General features: G+C 34.9%; 16 protein-coding genes and 5 pseudogenes. 8 read left to right on the plus strand and 13 right to left on the minus strand.

Annotated features, from left to right (window positions below):
* The first annotated feature begins 102 nt into the window (after window positions 1-102).
* Window positions 103-402: an NADH dehydrogenase ubiquinone Fe-S protein 4 gene (locus BWZ41_RS07100; protein ID WP_143689908.1), complete on the plus strand. Its 300-nt coding sequence runs from the start codon at window positions 103-105 to the stop codon at window positions 400-402.
* Between the two features lie 584 nt (window positions 403-986).
* On the opposite strand, the gene rsmH is transcribed toward BWZ41_RS07100, so the two are convergent.
* Entirely contained in the window at window positions 987-1,943 is a 957-nt protein-coding gene (gene rsmH, locus BWZ41_RS07110) for a 16S rRNA (cytosine(1402)-N(4))-methyltransferase RsmH (protein WP_143689909.1), read from the minus strand.
* Between the two features lie 205 nt (window positions 1,944-2,148).
* Here rsmH and BWZ41_RS07115 point away from each other — a divergent pair, with 205 nt between their 5' ends.
* Complete coding sequence (locus BWZ41_RS07115) at window positions 2,149-3,351, plus strand: MFS transporter (protein ID WP_143689910.1); 1,203 nt, start codon at window positions 2,149-2,151, stop codon at window positions 3,349-3,351.
* Window positions 3,352-3,375: 24 nt separating this feature from the next.
* Here BWZ41_RS07115 and map read toward each other — a convergent pair whose 3' ends face one another.
* Both map and ftsA read right to left on the minus strand, forming a co-directional pair.
* Window positions 3,376-4,158: a type I methionyl aminopeptidase gene (gene map / locus BWZ41_RS07120; RefSeq protein ID WP_006013469.1), complete on the minus strand. Its 783-nt coding sequence runs from the start codon at window positions 4,156-4,158 to the stop codon at window positions 3,376-3,378.
* A 116-nt stretch (window positions 4,159-4,274) separates the two neighbouring features.
* Complete coding sequence (gene ftsA / locus BWZ41_RS07125) at window positions 4,275-5,513, minus strand: cell division protein FtsA (protein ID WP_143689911.1); 1,239 nt, start codon at window positions 5,511-5,513, stop codon at window positions 4,275-4,277.
* Window positions 5,514-5,644: 131 nt separating this feature from the next.
* Between ftsA and def the strand changes: the two genes are divergently transcribed.
* Complete coding sequence (gene def, locus BWZ41_RS07130) at window positions 5,645-6,184, plus strand: peptide deformylase (RefSeq protein ID WP_143689912.1); 540 nt, start codon at window positions 5,645-5,647, stop codon at window positions 6,182-6,184.
* The gene (locus tag BWZ41_RS07135; protein ID WP_143689913.1) at window positions 6,174-6,947 is read left to right on the plus strand and encodes a uracil-DNA glycosylase; all 774 of its coding nucleotides are present in this window, start codon (window positions 6,174-6,176) and stop codon (window positions 6,945-6,947) included. The genes def and BWZ41_RS07135 overlap by 11 nt, the downstream gene beginning before the upstream one ends.
* 93 nt (window positions 6,948-7,040) lie before the next feature.
* Here the strand turns inward: BWZ41_RS07135 and ltrA are convergent, their stop codons facing one another.
* From ltrA to tnpA, 4 genes and pseudogenes are all read right to left on the minus strand, one after another.
* Window positions 7,041-8,288: a group II intron reverse transcriptase/maturase gene (gene ltrA, locus BWZ41_RS07140; protein WP_143689914.1), complete on the minus strand. Its 1,248-nt coding sequence runs from the start codon at window positions 8,286-8,288 to the stop codon at window positions 7,041-7,043.
* A gap of 537 nt (window positions 8,289-8,825) precedes the next feature.
* Window positions 8,826-9,050, minus strand: a pseudogene (locus BWZ41_RS07145) (transposase); the annotation flags it as partial.
* A gap of 59 nt (window positions 9,051-9,109) precedes the next feature.
* Window positions 9,110-9,232: pseudogene (locus tag BWZ41_RS08315) on the minus strand (exopolysaccharide biosynthesis protein); the annotation flags it as partial.
* A 36-nt stretch (window positions 9,233-9,268) separates the two neighbouring features.
* A pseudogene (tnpA, locus tag BWZ41_RS07155) lies at window positions 9,269-9,703 on the minus strand (IS200/IS605 family transposase).
* A gap of 173 nt (window positions 9,704-9,876) precedes the next feature.
* On the opposite strand from tnpA, the gene BWZ41_RS07160 reads away from it, so the two are divergent.
* Window positions 9,877-10,689, plus strand: a complete 813-nt coding sequence (locus BWZ41_RS07160; protein ID WP_143689915.1) for a hypothetical protein — start codon at window positions 9,877-9,879, stop codon at window positions 10,687-10,689.
* Between the two features lie 128 nt (window positions 10,690-10,817).
* Window positions 10,818-11,500: pseudogene (locus tag BWZ41_RS07165) on the plus strand (IS6 family transposase).
* A 60-nt stretch (window positions 11,501-11,560) separates the two neighbouring features.
* Here BWZ41_RS07165 and BWZ41_RS07170 read toward each other — a convergent pair.
* The 6 genes and pseudogenes from BWZ41_RS07170 to BWZ41_RS07195 all read right to left on the minus strand — a co-directional run.
* Window positions 11,561-11,787, minus strand: a pseudogene (locus tag BWZ41_RS07170) (IS6 family transposase); the annotation flags it as partial.
* A 239-nt stretch (window positions 11,788-12,026) separates the two neighbouring features.
* Window positions 12,027-13,349, minus strand: coding sequence for an adenosylmethionine--8-amino-7-oxononanoate transaminase (bioA, locus tag BWZ41_RS07175; protein ID WP_241653966.1), 1,323 nt, complete (start codon window positions 13,347-13,349; stop codon window positions 12,027-12,029).
* Window positions 13,295-13,906 (minus strand): dethiobiotin synthase, encoded by a 612-nt coding sequence (bioD, locus tag BWZ41_RS07180; RefSeq protein WP_143689917.1) that lies wholly within the window; start codon window positions 13,904-13,906, stop codon window positions 13,295-13,297. The genes bioA and bioD overlap by 55 nt, the downstream gene beginning before the upstream one ends.
* Window positions 13,891-14,649: a methyltransferase domain-containing protein gene (locus BWZ41_RS07185; RefSeq protein WP_143689918.1), complete on the minus strand. Its 759-nt coding sequence runs from the start codon at window positions 14,647-14,649 to the stop codon at window positions 13,891-13,893. The genes bioD and BWZ41_RS07185 overlap by 16 nt, the downstream gene beginning before the upstream one ends.
* Window positions 14,618-15,268 (minus strand): hypothetical protein, encoded by a 651-nt coding sequence (locus BWZ41_RS07190; RefSeq protein ID WP_143689919.1) that lies wholly within the window; start codon window positions 15,266-15,268, stop codon window positions 14,618-14,620. Before BWZ41_RS07190 ends, BWZ41_RS07185 begins: the two co-directional genes overlap by 32 nt.
* Complete coding sequence (locus BWZ41_RS07195) at window positions 15,265-16,401, minus strand: aminotransferase class I/II-fold pyridoxal phosphate-dependent enzyme (RefSeq protein ID WP_143689920.1); 1,137 nt, start codon at window positions 16,399-16,401, stop codon at window positions 15,265-15,267. Before BWZ41_RS07195 ends, BWZ41_RS07190 begins: the two co-directional genes overlap by 4 nt.
* Window positions 16,402-16,428: 27 nt before the next feature.
* Between BWZ41_RS07195 and bioB the strand changes: the two genes are divergently transcribed.
* Both bioB and BWZ41_RS07205 read left to right on the plus strand, forming a co-directional pair.
* A complete protein-coding gene (gene bioB, locus BWZ41_RS07200) occupies window positions 16,429-17,379 on the plus strand; it encodes a biotin synthase BioB (protein ID WP_206663886.1) in 951 nt (316 codons plus the stop codon).
* A gap of 533 nt (window positions 17,380-17,912) precedes the next feature.
* A partial coding sequence (locus BWZ41_RS07205) for a leucine-rich repeat domain-containing protein (protein WP_277750563.1) occupies window positions 17,913-18,127 on the plus strand: 215 nt, incomplete at its 3' end.

The raw sequence follows: 18,127 nt of genomic DNA on the forward strand, positions 1-18,127 counted from the left end.
TAATATAACATAAAAATATTTATTTCAAACTTCATTCTTTCACACTAATTCTTTGTGAAAGAATTTATTTAGATATATACTTAAGATTACTTAGTAAGAGCTATGAGTATTAACGATCAAGTAGTTTTTAAGATTTATAAGCCAACAAAAACTGCAACACAATCTGGTTTAGGTAATACAAAATTCTGGCACCTAAAAATTGAGCCTTGTTCTTACTATATTGAACCTTTGATGGGTTGGGTTGGCTCAAAAGACCCAAAAAAACAGATTGTACTAAAGTTTGATTCTCTTGGAAAAGCAGTATCTTATGCAAAAAAACATAACACAAAATACATAATTGAAATGCCAAAAGATTTTAAAAGGGTGCCAAAATCTTATGCAAATAATTTTATACTAAAGTAAATTTTATTGTAGTGTGTTTACCTAAAAGCTTAAATCTAAGAACATATCTTGAAAGGACTTAAGTGGTTAAGCATATATTAAAGAGTTCTTGAAGTAAGGAGAGCACGCTCATACGTCAAGCAAACAACATTTACCTAAAATTCTGTAACATTAGCAGCTTTCTTGCCCCGTTTTCAGTAAACAGTAATTTTTCTATATATTAGAAAAATTTTTATTTTAATTAGCCATAGGCGCCTATGGTTTTTAGCTAAAGTAAAGGTCAAGTATCTGGAATTCTGGACATAAAATCCTCCTGTGTAAAAAAGATTAGAAAAAAATGCAGTGCACATACGACAGAGATTAAGTATATGTGTATACACTGAAGAAGACACACTACATTTTTAATGAATTTGATTGTTTAATAGAAAAAGTCTGCAGACAAAGATAGATTTTGAGCTCTTAAAATATCTCTAACTGTAATTATAATCAGATTTAAAATATATGGAAGCAATTTTTTACGTTAGCTATTTAAAATTAGGCCTCTTGCATAACTATATTAAAGCAATACTAAAAAAGCATAATTATTGAAATGGCACGAAAGGTCCTCATGACAACCTCTGTATAGCTCTGAGTTTTGCTGAACGCGCGCGTGGATTTACATTTATTTCTTCTGAACTTGCTTTGATCACTTTTTTATTTAAAAGGGAGAATGTTTTAGTAGATCCTGGTTCACATAAATCTTTAAAAACAGTTTTGACTATACGATCTTCTAAAGAATGAAAAGTAACTACAATTAATTTGCCGTTCTCACTTAAAATCTCAGATGCAGCTTTAATACCCTTTTCAAGCTCTCCTAGCTCATCATTTACCCATATTCTGATTGCCTGAAATGTTCTAGTTGCAGGGTCAATCTTGCTTTTTCCACGAAACACCACAGAACGTACAATATCCGCAAGTTCAAATGTAGTTTTGATAATTTTCTTCTTCCGCGCATTTACTATCGCTCTTGCGATTTTACGAGAATGACGCTCACCCCCATAATTATATATAGTGTTCGCAATCTCTTCTTCACGTAAAGCGTTAACAAATGTCGAAGCATTCATATGAGAATAGTTATCCATGCTCATGTTAAGTGGGCCATCACGTAGAAATGAGAATCCTCTATCTCCATTATCAAGCTGCATAGATGAAACTCCAACGTCGAAAACTATTCCGTCCACTCCATTTGATGTCATTCCAGCGCGTGACGCTGGAATCCAGTTATTTTTCTTCTGGATCCCAGTATCAAGTACTGGGATGACAGGGGATTTATTCAGTATACTTTTAATATTACTAAATTTCTCAATAAATAGATTTATTCTATCAGGGTATTTAACGTTCAGATCATCATAAAATTTGGTAACTGTTTCATCCCTATCAATTGCATACACTTTGCAATCAGCGGATTCCAATATTGCTTTGCTATATCCTCCAGCTCCAAACGTGGCATCCACATATATACCACCACTTTGTGGTGACAATTGCAGTAGCATCTCTTTTAACAAAACTGGAATATGTGTCATATCAAGAGACTTTGTGCACTTAAATTAAAATAACTTTCTCGCCAAAAAATATATGGAAATATATAGGTATAGTATAAGAATATTTAAATACAATCAACGATATAAAAATTTAATAAGATAATATTATTAATATAACATTTACATAATTCACGTTTGAAAAAGTAAGTAATATTACTATAATATCAAACAAATTACGGAAGATTTTGTGCAACAAATAACAAAAGTAATACTATCAAGTTTAATTTGTAACACTTTGTTGTGGTATGATCACATGCTTTTCAGCCATCTAATAAGCATAATCGGAGATGTGTTTTTTCCATCAGACGACAAATTAGTCAGCATACTTAAAGCTTTTGGAGTGTTTGCAGTGGGTTTCTTAATAAGACCAATTGGTGCTGCTATATTTGGCCACATTGGCGATAAATATGGAAGAAGGATTGCTCTATTTCTCTCTATCATATTGATGACTCTATCAACCGTACTGATTGCATTTGTTCCAGGGTATCAGAACATTGGGGTACTCGCATCAGTACTGGTAGTATGTTTAAGATTACTGCAGGGTATATCTCTTGGAGGAGAGGCAGGAAATGCCCCATTTTTAATAGAGCATGCTCCTAAAAATAAAAGAGGATTCTTTGGCAGTATTGAAGTATTGAGCGCAATTCTTGGCTCAATATTAAGTCTTATAGTGGTGCTTATATGCAAAAAAGTATCCGATTTTGAATCTTGGGGATGGAGATTGCCTTTTATTTTCAGTTTTGTAATAGGATTAATCAGTATATATATGAGATATATACTCGATGAAAGCCCAGAATATAAAAAGCAGGAAAAGCCACATGAACTACCGTTAAAAGAACTGTTAAATGGCTATAAAAAACCTTTTCTAATATCAATTGGAGTTGACATAGTTGAGAATGCATCTCTTTACATATATTTAGTGTTTTTTAATCTACTTGCATCAACAATAAACACTCACTTTAATCACACAGTAGAAATATTGAATCAGATTGCGCTTGGAGTATTGACCATACTATTTGCAATACTTTCTGATAAGATAGGGAGAGAAAAAGTTATGAAATTTGCATTTGTGACTTTTATAATAGTAAGTTATCCAGTTTTTTCAATGATACTAAGTGGTCTCACCATAATGGCGCACGTTCTTTTTATAATCCCAATAGCTGCTTCTCTTGGTCCTGTTAGCGCGTTTATGTGCGAATTATTCCCAACAAAGGTACGATACAGTGGATTTGGTTTATCAAGAAATATAGCCTCGGGATTTTTTGGTGGTCTTGCACCATTTATATGCACAACTATTATCAAAGTTACAGGACAAGGAACTTTAGCAAGTTTTTACATGATTTTCTGTGCACTAATTGGGTTAGTTGCTATATCACAAGTTAAGAGTTAGATTTTTTCAAGTGTTTAAAAAAATCTAATCATAAGGTGGAAAATGCCAATTTTTAGGTGATAGTGTAAATATTTCAACTCCATCTTTTGTGACTCCAAGCGTATGCTCAAACTGTGCAGAAAGTGAAAGATCACGTGTTGTCACTGTCCAGCCATCTAGCTTGCTGAGCAGAGTTTCATGTTTTCCAGCATTGATCATTGGTTCTACCGTAAAAAACATGCCTTCTTTTAAGATAAGATCCTCACCTTCATCATAAAAATGTACAACATTTGGTGGAGCATGAAAAACCTTTCCTATGCCATGTCCACAATAATTGCGTACGATAGAATATCCAAAATCTTCAATATATTTTTCTATAGCAAATCCTATTTCATTTAACTTATTGCCGGGCTTAACTTGTTTTATCGCTTCCATTAGCGCATTGTAGGCAGCATTACACAAACGCTTTGCTTTTATTGAGGGTTTACCAGTCCAAAACATGCGACTTGTATCACCATACCAGCCATTTAAAATCACTGTAACGTCAATATTTAAAATATCTCCATCTTTAAGAGGTTTATCATCAGGAATACCATGACACACAACAGCATTTTTTGAAGTGCAAATTGATTTAGGATATCCCTTATAATTCAGTGGTGCTGGAATTGCACCTGCATTGATTATAAAATCGTGACATAAATCATTTATCTCATTGGTTGTAACACCTACCTTGACGTACGGTGCAATAAAATCAAGGGTTTCAGCTGCAAGCCTGCCAGCTTTACGCATAAAGTCAAAATCTTCCTGTGAATGTATAGTTATGTTCATGTTTCTTACGTTTTATTGTAATTTTCTGCTTCTCTTATGAATACATCAGTGTAATAATACTATAAAAATAAGCTCCTAGATCAAGTCATTTGAGCTACAAGAAGTAAAACAGAAATCTAAACCGTAACTTTCGATTTAACCCAATGGTACAATTTACTTATTTTACCATCTTGACCGAGCATTCCAAAATTATTTCTATAAAAGGTGTCAACTATTAGCTTTATAGAGCCTAAAGCAGCAGAAAATACAGGATTTTTGTCGTATTCGCCATCAAGACCGCTACAAGACTCAGGGCATCCGATACGGACTTGTTTGTTGAATATATAGCTTGCAATTTCTTTCATGCTTGTGAGTTGACTGGTTCCACCTGTGATCACTACTTTATTAATTGGATCTTTCTGTTCTTGAAATTGTTCTCTTATCAGTTCAAGTATTTCCTCAATCCTTGGTCTTATGATGTTAACAAGTTCAGACTTAAACACTTGAGTTGGTTCATCGCTTTCATTACTTTGCACTGCAATACATTCATTCTCATCTATTGAAGTTACAATAGTGCTACCGTATAGTATTTTTATGCGTTCAGCATGCTCTATACTTGTGCATAGTCCATAAGCTATATCTCGGGTGATGTGAATGCCACCAATTGGAATGCTGCTTGTGTACACAAGCTTTCCTCTCTTAAAAATTCCAATTGCAGTGCATCCACCTCCTATGTCAACAACGGCAGTTCCTAGCTCTTTTTCATCTTCACTTAGACAAGCAAGACCTGCAGAATATGCAGAAGCAACACAACCAGCCATACTTATCCCACTATTATTAGTTATGCAATTTTCAATGTTGGTAAGAGCTGGACGCGAAGCAGTGACAACATTAACATCAGCAGACAATCTTTTTCCATATAATCCACTGACCTCCTTTATGTCAGTCATATCATCTAAGTGATATTTAAGTGGTATATTGTGAATTATAACATTTTCTTCGATATATTTCTCAAATGTCTGAAAGACTACACGTTTTATATCTCGGTCTAAAATTTCGTGATTAGCTGCAATTATTTCGTTATGTACGTTAAAAGACGAAATCCCACATCCAGCCACATTCACATATATCTGGTCTATAGTCTCTTCTGATACTTGTTCAGCTAAACCTACAGTTGAGGAAATAGAGTAACTTGCATGCTTTGCGTCAGTTATTGATCCACCATTTATACCTTCTGCACTTTTATAACCCACTCCTATTATTTTATAGCTAAAATTGCTATTGATTTTAACAATGAGACAGATAATTTTTGTTGTACCCACGTCTAAAACAGCAAAAACATTCTGCTTTGGTTTTGTTATTACTGCAGAGTACATTGGTTGACCTTATGATGCGATTCCATTTAAATTGTAGCTTCCCTGAATGAATTTATATTTCTATCATAAATGTAGCAACATTTTAATATACCTAGACAAAAAGAAAAATAAAACACAGAATTACAATTTTTATGTCTAAGTTACCAATTGTAATTGCCCCTGACGAAAGATTAACTACACGCGCCAGTGAAGTAACAGATATAACCGATAAAATTAAAGAATTAGTAAACGACATGTTTGAAACTATGTACGATGCAGAAGGTCTTGGTCTTGCTGCAGTACAAGTTGGAGTGCTGAAGAGAATTTTTGTCATGGACGTTCAGACAGAAAAGGCTGGAGATGAGCTAGCAGGGTATGACTCAGTTGGCAAGTTTTGTATGATTAACCCTGAAATTAAGGAATTATCTGATGAACAAGTGATTATGAGTGAAGGATGTCTTTCAATTCCAGAGCAAAGCCATGAAATCAAGCGTCCAAAATATTTAACTGTAAAATATAAAAACTTAAATAACGAAGAACAGAAGCTAAAAGCTAGTGGTTGGCTTGCAAGGTGTATCCAGCATGAATTGGATCACTTAAATGGTATATTATACATTAGACATTTATCTAGGTCGAAGTATGATTTGGCTATGAAAAAAGCACAAAAGGTTAAGAGGCACTATGAGCAATGAAGATCTAGAATTGTTGAAGTTCTATCATGAAGTGGGAGTTGATTGCACACTAACTGAAAGTGAAGAGGAAAAAAAAATGGAAAATGAGAGAGCTGCACAATCTTCTGTCATCGAGCAGAAAAAAGCCATGTTTCCAAGTGACTGGATAATTGAAGCAAGGAAGCTTGCAAGTGAATGTAGTAGTGTAGACGAACTAAGAAGTGCAGTTAAGTCATTTGAGGGTTGTGAAATAAAAAAAACTGCAACTAATACTGTTTTTTCTGATGGTAATCCGAATGCAAAAATCATGCTTGTTGGTGAAGCACCAGGAGCAAATGAAGACCTTAAAGGCATACCATTTTGTGGTGCAAGCGGAATACTGCTCGATAAGATGCTCGCTGCAATTAGTCTGGACCGCACTAAGGTGTATATAAGCAACGCGGTGTTTTGGCGTCCACCAGGTAATAGAAAACCAACTGACCTAGAGCTTGATATGTGCAGACCATTTGTTGAGAAGCACATTGCTCTTGTTTTACCGCAAATTCTGATTTTTGTCGGAGGAATTGCATGTTATAGCCTTCTTGATAACACAAAAACTATATCGAACTTGCGTGGCAGGTTTCATACGTATACTAACCAATATTTATCTCATTCAATTACTACAGCTGCTATATTTCATCCAGCATATCTGCTTCGTCAACCAGCACAAAAACGTTTAGCTTGGGAAGATTTAAAGAAGATTAGAGAATATCTTGATAATACCAATAACCACACGGACGTTTAGCTTACTACTTGTGGAGAGTAGACCAGCGGAACTTCCCCACCAGTCTCTCGCAGAACTGTACGGAAACCTCTCGGTTTATACAGCTCCCATTATTTAGCCCTTTGATCCTAACCCAAGTGTCCAATGATAGAAAATATTTGGAGACCTCTTTCTCACTTTTCCTAGAAATTGCTTTGCTAGTCTTCCATGATCTCGAAGTTTCTTATATTTGGTTCTGACCCATCTTATGAGGTATCTCTCTATATTTCTGAGAGATGTATACATCTCCGTTTGGTAAACCCTGCCATAATACTGACACCAGCCTCTGACTATTGGATTTACTTCCTTTGATATTTCCTCCAACTTCTTTCCTGTAAATCTATGTATTTTCCATGACCTTATGGTTTGAGTGATCTTTTTCTTGGCCTTATTGCTAATTGCAGGTAGAAATCCAACAAAATATTCTCCTATTTTGCTCTTTGCTCCTCTAGCTCTAAAGGTATAGCCCAAGAAATCAAAGTTTTGTGTAGGAAACTCATCTCTCCTATTACCATCCTTACAGTACACTATCTGTGTCTTTTCGGGATGTAACCTCAATTTACACTTAGCCAATCTTTCTTCGATCATTACTTTCATAAATTCTGCCTGTCTCTTAGTTCTGCAGTGCACTATCGCATCATCCACATACCTCTCAAATGGTACTGTCGGGTAGTTCTTTTTCATCCATATATCAAACACATGATGCATGAATATATTAGAGATGATTGGGCTAACTGAACCTCCTTGCGGAACTCCCTTATTCCTCACTTCCCTAGTGCCATCTGCTTGTTGAATAGGGGCTTTCATCCACCTCTCAACATACAGTATGACCCATTTGCAGTTTGTATATTTCTTGATAGCTTGCAAAACTAATTCGTGATCCAGATTGTCGAAAAATCCAGATATATCAAGATCTATCGTCCAATCGTACCTCCAGCATCTCTTGCGTGCTGTATTTACCGCATCCAGTGCAGATTTATTCGGTCTATAACCATATGAATCCTCGTGGAATTTTGGCTCTACTAGCGGCTCAAGATACATAGAAGCTGCCGTTTGCCCTATCCTGTCGAATACTGAAGGAACACCTAAAATTCTTTGTCCTTCTCCCGTATCCTTCGGTATTGCTACAGCTTTTACTGGCTCTGGAAAATAACTTCCGGATGACATCCGATTCCATAGTTTGTATAGATTATCTTTTAGATTTTCCTCAAACTTTGTTATCGAAACCTCATCTACACCTGCAGCACCTTTATTTTTCGATACTTGTTTATAAGCTCTCCAAATAAGTTGTTTCGGTATATCAAAAGACTTTGTTTTATTCATTAATTCCTCCCATTACGGTTGACAAAATAATTAAAACTAAATAACTCAGCTCCTTCGCTCCATTTCCATTACAGAAACTTCTTCACTACTATGAGCTAATCCGCCCCTGTTTTTCGCATCGGTACTCTCATCCTCAGAGATCGGCTCTTTGGACTTCTTCCTTATCATCGAAACGACAGGTTCCCGCAGTTCCACACAATAGCCTAAAATAGGTTCACGCCACCTCTATGCCGGACGCCACCTATCCAGTAAACAAGTTCCTGATAGGTTTATCCCAAGAGATTCAGGAGCCCATGGTTTTGACGTCGTCTTTGGAATTTCGACACTTCATCAGTGGTTCATTTTCATTCGCCTCTCTATTTTACACATGATGCATAATTGCACCTTTTCCATAACGCTCACTACCATAGCTCTTTACCACAGCAGCTTATGGCTGTTTGAAGCCTATTCTTGCAAACCGACTTCAAGGGGCCCACCCTCATCTATTGTGCAGCTTTGCACTTAGTTTGCTCATTTTTTTTAAGCATTCTTTGTGTCTCTACGGTACACCCTAAACTGCTCATATACAGTCTTCCATAGCGGAAAATCATTTGGTAAATACCGCCATTGGCACCCTGTACGCAATACATAGAAAATTCCCTCTAACATTTTTCTTTTACTATATTTTGGCGGTCTTCCTCCTTTTTTGTATGATACTCTGAAGTACTTCTCTATTTGTGCCCACTCCCTTTCACTTAGATCTGTTGGATACTTTTTTCTCATCTTTACCCCATACTAAAATTTCAAATATCATAGCCTTTTACTAGTTTCCGGACAACCTCTAACACCCCAAGTATCGAGACAAGCCCATCCTTACTCATAATACCAAGTGAAATAAGAGTTGTACCGATTGCTGGAATGAAGTGGGTTAACGGAAACGGATTTGCTATCACTAACGTACAAACTCAACAACCATCACCTACAAGGTGAAGGGTTAAATTTCAATCAATTTGAAATTGATCATTGTCATGAAGTGGCTCGCCTTCCTGGATAGATATGTACTCCTGTATCACCTCATCTGTAATTGTACCAGAACTTACGGCTAAATATCCACGTGCCCAAAGGTGTCTACCCCAAAATTGCTTCCTTAGACTTGCAAAATCTTGCATCAGCAACCTTTAACTTGTTCCTTTCAAAAGTTGTACAATTTTACTAACACTTTGCTGTGGTTTATATGATATGAACATATGAATATGATCTACTGCAACTTTACCTGAGATAATTTGGATCTCATTTTCCATAGTAACCTGCCTTAGCAGCTCCCTAACTCTAATAGCAATTTGGCCTATTAGCACCCTTTTGCGATATTTGGGAATCCATACCAAGTGTACTTTCATATCGTACTTAGGGTGTGCATTATACCCATAACGTCGCATACGCGACTATTGTAACTTGTCCTTCGCCTCAAGGCGAGACAATCCCCGAAGGGGGACACTAAAATAATAAAATATTCACAAAAGTAACTTGAATATATAATTTCAATTAGTATAATGTAAGGGGTGATGTAATGTCCTCAATACAACGTTGTTACATGTTCTTATCTGGAGTTATGAAATTAAATGAATTACAAAATAGTTTGGTTGAGATAATTGTCATTGCTCCTACTATTGCTGACGAAAAAGAAGAAGAGGAGATGATGAAGGAAGCTTTGGTAATTATTGATGAATTAAAAGGTTATATACATCAACCTGTAGAGTATAGTGGAAGTCTAATGACATTTTTAGGATTGATTGTCAGACTTGATAGTGTAGGGTGTGAAGAAAAAAAAAGACTAAATAATAAAATGTTAGTAAAACTGGAAGCTGCTGTTAAAAATTCTCAAGCAAAGTTTAAGAATAATTTTTACAGTAAAAATGCTATTTTGTTTAAATCACTAATTTTTATAATGTTGCCATTAGCAGTATTATCGTTATTTAGTATCGCCATCTGTGTAGCACAGTCTTTATATGGGAGTGATAATAGTACCTCTTTATTCATGTCCATCGCTGGGTTAGTGGCTTACTTAACCCTGGGGATAATAACTGGACGGATACATCAAAAGGAGAAAGAATTATTATTCAGAGAAGATTCTCCTCGTATAAGAAGTTTATGTACAAAAGCTTTATCTTCAAGCAGAACTTGTATGTTCCCGGTTATGTATATTGGATTAACAGTTTCAATACTTGCTGCCCCAATTTTTCTACTACAGTGTGTTATACAACCTAATCGAGCTTATTTTACTTCATTTCTATTTACATTTGGATTATTTACTTATGTGATGGCTCTTATGTCATTTTCTATGGCTGGTATAGGTATTACTTCCTCTCAACTTGAAGATACTAGTATAGAGCAAGAACAATTAATCCTTAGACCAGCACTTTGATGGATCATTGAATGTTGTATGGGAGAAGTAATGATAATTGTTGGTTCTGTCGCATCTATAAAGCGAAGTCAGTTTCATTTGTAGGAAAATAGAAAAGAAGTAATATAATCATCTTTAAAAAAGCAAAGATGTTGCGTATTAGTCCAAAATTATTGCCCTATTTCAAAGGATTTAGCTTTTCAGCAGATGTTATCAGTATACATGAAGTGTCGATTTTCTTTGAGCTATCGAGATTTGGAAGAAATGATGAGTATAAGAGGAGCGAAAATTGATCATGCTACGCTACAAAGGTGGATTTGTGCCACTGATAGATGAAGAGGTGAGGAAAAGGAAGAAGCAGGTTGGCAGTAGCTGGAGAATGGACGAGACCTACATAAAATTAAACGGTAAATGGGTTTATCTATACAGAGCACTAGATAGTCTCGGCAATACTGTAGACTTTCTGCTGTGTACTCGTAGAGACAAGTCTGCAGCACTTGCATTCTTTCGTAAAGCCTTTAGAAGGAATAATCTTCCTGAGAAAGTAGTAATTGATAAAAGCGGCAGTAATATTGCTGCTCTTGATGACTTGAATACGGAAATTCCTGAACCTTATAGAATCACGGTTTTTCAAGTAAGATATCTAAATAATATTGTTGATAGATTTATCAAAAAATTAATAAAACTAATGCTTGGGTTTAAAAGCTTCCATTCTGCAAAGATTACCATCACAGGCATAGAAAATATTCGTATGATTCAAAAAAGACAAATTATTAAAGCTAATGATAATGGTTCTACTTTTGAAAATTTTGCTATGTTAATGGCTCTATAACTCTCATAATTCCAGTTTTTACAATCTTCTTGTACTACAATTTATAGATGCGACAGAACCCCAGCTACTGCCAACCTGCTTCTTCCTTTTCCTCACCTCTTCATCTATCAGTGGCACAAATCCACCTTTGTAGCGTAGCATGATCAATTTTCGCTCCTCTTATACTCATCATTTCTTCCAAATCTCGATAGCTCAAAGAAAATCGACACTTCATGTATACTGATAACATCTGCTGAAAAGCTAAATCCTTTGAAATAGGGCAATAATTTTGGACTAATACGCAACATCTTTGCTTTTTTAAAGATGATTATATTACTTCTTTTCTATTTTCCTACAAATGAAACTGACTTCGCTTTATAGATGCGACAGAACCATTTTGTTCTATTTAAAATATAGAGCGATTATACATAATGATCAGTTAAGTAGTATATTTTACTAAAAAAGCAAGCAACATAGTTTTATTTATTAATAAATCTAGTTAGCGTAAGGAGCTTTTACTTTCGAAATATATGGTCTGGTAAAGTCACTATGAAAAAATCCTAATAATATTTCTGATCTTGTTATAAGCTTCTTCAAGCTCTGGAGTACTTATTGAATAGGGTGGTAATAAATAAACTGAATTGCCAAGAGGTCTAATTAAAAGTCCTTGCTCTAAAAATTTTATCTTTAGTGTTTGTGCATCATGAACATCAAAAGCTGCTATTGTACCAGTAACACGTGTATGCTTGACACTCTCACAAGCTTCAACTAATTCCTTTTTATGTATACTATGAATCCTCTTAATTGACTCGATGGTATCAGGCTTAACTAATAAGTCTAAAGAAGCAATTGCGGCTGCACAACCTAATGGATTGGCAGTGTAGGAGTGACCATGAGCGAACGCTTTAGTAAAATGTTCATTTAAAAATGCTGAGTAGACTTCTTCGGTAGTAACGGTGAGAGCAAGTGGGAGAAAACCTCCTGTTAATCCTTTGGAGATACATAAAAAATCAGGTATAATTTGAGTTTGTTCGAAAGCAAAACAAGTGCCAGTGCGTCCAAAGCCGGTCATAACTTCATCACAAATTATCAAAATTCCATGCTGGCGTACTAAATTGACAACTTTTCTAACAAACTCTGGACAGCACATCCTCATTCCACCTGCTCCTTGCACTAAAGGCTCTAGAATTAATGCGGCAATTTTATGAGAACTAGCAGACAAGTGACCTTCCAACACTTCCAGAGAGTGTCTCTCTTTGTTTTTTATTTCTTCATCTTCATCCCAGGTTTCTGGGAAAGGTATTGTTAAAACAGAAAATAATAGATTTGAAAATGTATCGTGAAAACCAGACTTAGCACCTACACTCATCGCACCAAATGTATCTCCATGATACCCACCTTCAAAACTCAGGAAAGTAGTTTTTTCACAATCACCCTGATTATACCAGTACTGATAGGCCATTTTTAGTGCTACCTCAACAGCAGTAGAACCATTGTCTGAGAAGAAAAATCTGGATAATTTATCTGGTAATAAAGTTTGCAACTTTTCGCAAAGCGTTACTGCAGGTTCATGGGTAAATCCTGCAAAAATTACATGTTCCAAAGTCATGCTTTGCTCATATATAGCCTGAGCGATCTTGGGATGAGCGTGACCGTGCAGATTTACCCACCAACTGGAAATCAAATCTAGGTATGGTTTATTATTCTCATCATAAAGATATGACCCATGAGCTTTCTTAATTGCAATTGGAAGTTTGGCTACTTTCTCTTGCGTAAAAGGATGCCATATGATTTGTCTGTCACGTTCGCTTAAATTCATTGTTCCAAGATAGCTTTTAATTGATTTGAGAGTGGTATTTGCATTAGACATTCTCTATCAACTTTTTGCAGTTTCGGTACTGATGCTAAAACCTGTAACCTACCATAAAATTCTATTGCTTCCAGATTATCTTGACTAGGTAGTCCATTTAAAATCACTCCTACAATAGGAATATTTCTGGCACGTAATGCTTCTAAACTAAGCAATGTGTGATTAATTGTGCCAAGTGTAGACCTTGCAACTAAAATTGTTGGAATGGCGAGTTTTTTGATTAAATCGATCATTAGTGTGGTTTTATTGATTGGCACTAAAACTCCTCCGGCACCTTCTATAATTAAATTATGTGCCTTGGGTAAATTAATCTCATTAATGTCAATGCTTTCATTTTTCAGCGATGACACCAAGTGAGGAGATAGAGGTTCTTTATAAACAAAACTTTCTTTATAAACATTTGTGTTAGTCAAATTACTTACTTGATGACTGTCTGTACCTAGAATACTTCCAGTTTGGATGGGTTTGAAATACGAATACCCAGTGTGTAGGCAGAGCCAACTGCTTATAATAGTCTTGCCAACATCAGTATCTGTTCCTGTTACAAAGATCTGCATCTACTTAAAACTCCAAAAAATACTTCATAAGTGATGTCAATCTTGTCTGTATAGCTCTTAACTATCCTCTTCAGATCAGGTAGAAAAATTTTCTGGCTACCTTGATTTGCTCCTAAATTTTTAAGATACCTGATAAATTCACTTGCACTTGGAAAACACAGTGTAAATTCTTGTGAACTGAAAAAATATTTTTTTGGTTTTAGGTAAAGTAGATAATTTTCCAATTCCTGCTTAGATGGGTAACGATAAGTTGGTACAGGTAGTAAATATTTCGTAAAAATCCTGGACCATTCATTAAACGTACCATCCAGTAAACATGAAAAAACAAAAATACCTGAATTATTGTATGAATTCTTTATCATCTTTTTTAAATTTCTTACCCATTGAAGTGCTAGATTTGAAATGATAAGGTCTTGAAAACCGAAGTCTAATATTTCCATATCACCTAGAATGAATTCAACCTCCTTATACCCTGCTAATTTTTCTCTTGTTTTTTCTAGCATATCAGGAGATATATCGTTTAAAGTAAATTTGCTTTGTGGAAAAAAACTAAACAAAATTTCTGGAATGTAGCCTGTACCTGTACCCAAATCTAAAATAGATTGTGGATAAAATTCAGGAAAACAACTTTTTAATAGATTTACCAGTTTTGTAGCACATTCTTTTTGAACAAAAGCCACATTATCATAAAATGAGCTTGCTCTACTAAAATTATCCTGTATACACCTCTTTCTTAATTCCATAAAAAAAACTTATAATTTGTTCATATACAAAATGACATTCACATAGACCTAGACTATGGCAACCCTTGTTGTGCATAACGACTTTAACATCTTTATTGAAATTATCATAGATAAGTTTTTGTGGTACAACTATATCATTCATTGCACCTAATACTAATAGTGGTGTATGCGGCAACTGATGTACCATGGTCAATAGTTCTAAATCTTGCATTAATTTTGCTTTATTCAGACAATTAAAAGAGTTATAGTCTATCAAATTAACACCACAACTTTTGTAAAAGGATATCAGGGTATTTATTGGATCTATTTGAAAATGCTGTATCATCGTTTTCAACTCTAACTCGCGTTTTTTCTGTAATTGTAAATCAAATCCTAAAAAGTTGACAAAAGCTTGTACACCGATAAGTCCATTAAACTTTACATTTAAAGAAGCTAGTTTTATTAGTCCAAGAGAATGTCCAATGCCAATAAGTGCACCATCTTCTGGTAAGTTTAGGTTTTCTTTTCCAAAATAACCAAGATCTAAACAATAGTAAGGAATTTTAGAGAAATATTTATTTATAAGAGGTTGAAAAAACTTATAATCAAATCCCCAACCGTGACAAAATACAAGGTTCATATTTGCTGAAGAACATGCACTAAACAGTCTAGGTTACTTTCAGTATGATTCACATTGAGTGCAATACGTAATCTTGATGTTCCAGGAGGAACAGTAGGTGGGCGTATAGCAGAAACAACCAACCCTTGTTTCAAAAGCTTTTCTTTTGCACTCATTACAATATCCTCATCACCTAGAATTATTGGCATAATGTGTGTAACTGAATCACCTGTGTTAAATCCAAGATCTTGCAGATTGTTTCTCAAATTTGTAGCCTTAAAGAATAAAGCCTGACGTTGATCAGTAAGATGTTGTACTAAATCCCAACTTCTGGCTGCTGCGCCAATTATCATTGGAGAAAGAGAGGTCGAGTAGATAAACCCTGAGCATCTATTGATTAGATAATTCTTTATAACATTGGAACAAGCAACATACGCACCAAAACACCCTAAAGCTTTACTAAAAGTACCTAAGACTAGATGTGGAATTTCCTGAAGGTCAATGTTGGTAGATAAGCCATACCCATTATGACCAATAATACCTGTTGCATGTGCTTCATCCAAATATAGAAAAGCCTCATGTTCTTTGCTCAGAGCAAAAATTTCCTCTATCGATACAATATCTCCGTCCATACCGAAAATTGTTTCAGTAACAATGAACTTCGACCTTAAGTCATTTTTGAATTTTGTAAGTAAATTACTTAAGTGATCCATATCATTATGTCGATAACGTACAAGCTCAGCATGGCTTAAAAATACAGCTTGATATAAACTTGCATGATTTAATTTATCAAAAAAGACAATAGGTTTATTACCCAACACTGCTTGATCTAATAAGCTTGCAAGAACCGTTATATTGGCCTGAAAACCTGAATTAAAGATAAGAGCTGACTCAGTTCCTTTATCTTGGGCAATCCTCCCCTCAAGGTCTTCAAATATTTTTTTATTACCTGAAAGCAACCGAGAACCAGTGGATCCTACTCCAAACTCCGCTCCAGAGAGCTTTGCTGCATCAAACAGTACTTCTGATTGACTTAGGCCAAGATAATCGTTGGTGGAGAAATCGATAAAACTTTTGCTTGGGTTTAATATAAGCTCTCGATACTTTCCTTTATTTTGTAATATATTACAATACTCATCATATAGTTTGTACACAATCTACTTATTTAAGAAGGAGTTTAAATCATGACAGAAGAATGGACTTTTGCCAAGGCAGACAAAATCTTTAATCTTCCGTTTTCTGAACTAATTTATACAGCACAAACAGAACATAGGAAACAGTTTAATCCTAGTGAAGTGCAAATTAGTACGCTTTTAAGTATTAAGACAGGTAGCTGCCCAGAAAATTGTTCTTACTGTCCTCAGTCAGCACACTATAACACTGGTTTGCAGAAAAAGCCTTTGTTAGAAATTGCTGAGGTAATTGAAGCAGCAAAATGTGCAAAAGAGGCTGGAAGTACTCGTTTCTGTATGGGTGCAGCTTGGCGTGGTCCACGTGGTCAAGATTTAAAAATTGTTTGCGAGATGATTAGGGAAGTGAAGAAGTTGGGCCTTGAAACGTGTGTGACTCTTGGGTTATTAAAAGATTATCAAGCTAATATGCTAAAGGAAGCTGGCTTAGATTTTTACAACCATAATATTGATACATCTGAAGAATATTATAATAAAATCATAACTACGCGTACTCTCCAAGATCGCTTAAAGACATTAGAACACGTACGCGCATCTGGAATTAAGGTCTGTTGTGGTGGTATCCTTGGAATGGGTGAAACTAATGAAGATCGAATAAAAATGTTGGTTCTTCTTGCTAACTTGGATGAGCCTCCAGAATCAGTACCAATTAATATGCTGATAAAAATTCCTGGCACTCCACTTGAGAATGTGGCTGACGTTGATCCGTTTGATTTTGTTCGTACTATCGCAATAGCCAGAATTATGATGCCAAAATCCTATGTACGTTTATCAGCTGGACGAGAAAAAATGTCAGATGAATTGCAAGCACTGTGTTTCCTTGCAGGTGCTAATTCGATTTTTTACGGTGAAAAGCTACTTACAGCTCAAAATCCAGTGCCTGAACAAGACAATTATTTATTTCAAAGATTGGGACTACAAAAATTACACATAGAACATTAAAGGAATTTCTTTATTAACAGAAAAAAAGATCTATTTTTACTATAAATTTGCCTCAGATTTTCTTTCTATCCTTGGATGAATTATTATTAATTTAACAACATATATTATCAATAAATTAAATAATCTAACCATTTCTAGCACTCAAAACCAAGGAACGTAAGAAATAGTTTCTTTGGAATCTTATGGTCTACCATGTGTACCATATGAACTTTTTAATATAACAATTTAACTATACGCTAAAACTAGCTACATTAGCCCATTTCATCCATATCTACATACGAACTGTGTTACCTAAGCTCATGGAAATAATTTAAATCTTCTATTTTTATAACCTTATTTTTACGCAACGTGTTCTCACAAATATATGACCTTTTTTGTAATTTTAGGAAGAGTCAATAATTCAATTCATTGTGGTACTAAAACACCTAGTATTTTCTGCAAACTATAATATAGCTTGGTTAGTATATTAATAAAGTTGACAATTGCTGCAATTTTCATTAAAATATTAATTAGATTATATTGGCAAGGTAAAAATGAATTTTAGTGAGTATGTTAAAGAAAATAAATTATTTTTAACTAATGTAAGGGTAGATATCAATCAACTGATAAGTTTTTTGCAAGAGAATAAAAATATCACAGAACTTTCTCTCGAAAATTGTCATATTGGTGACGAAGGAGCAAAAGCTTTAGCTGATGGTAATCTTACAAACCTTACTCTACTTGATTTAAATTCCAATCATATTGGTGA

This window comes from Wolbachia endosymbiont of Nilaparvata lugens (genome assembly GCF_007115045.1).
Lineage (GTDB): Bacteria > Pseudomonadota > Alphaproteobacteria > Rickettsiales > Anaplasmataceae > Wolbachia.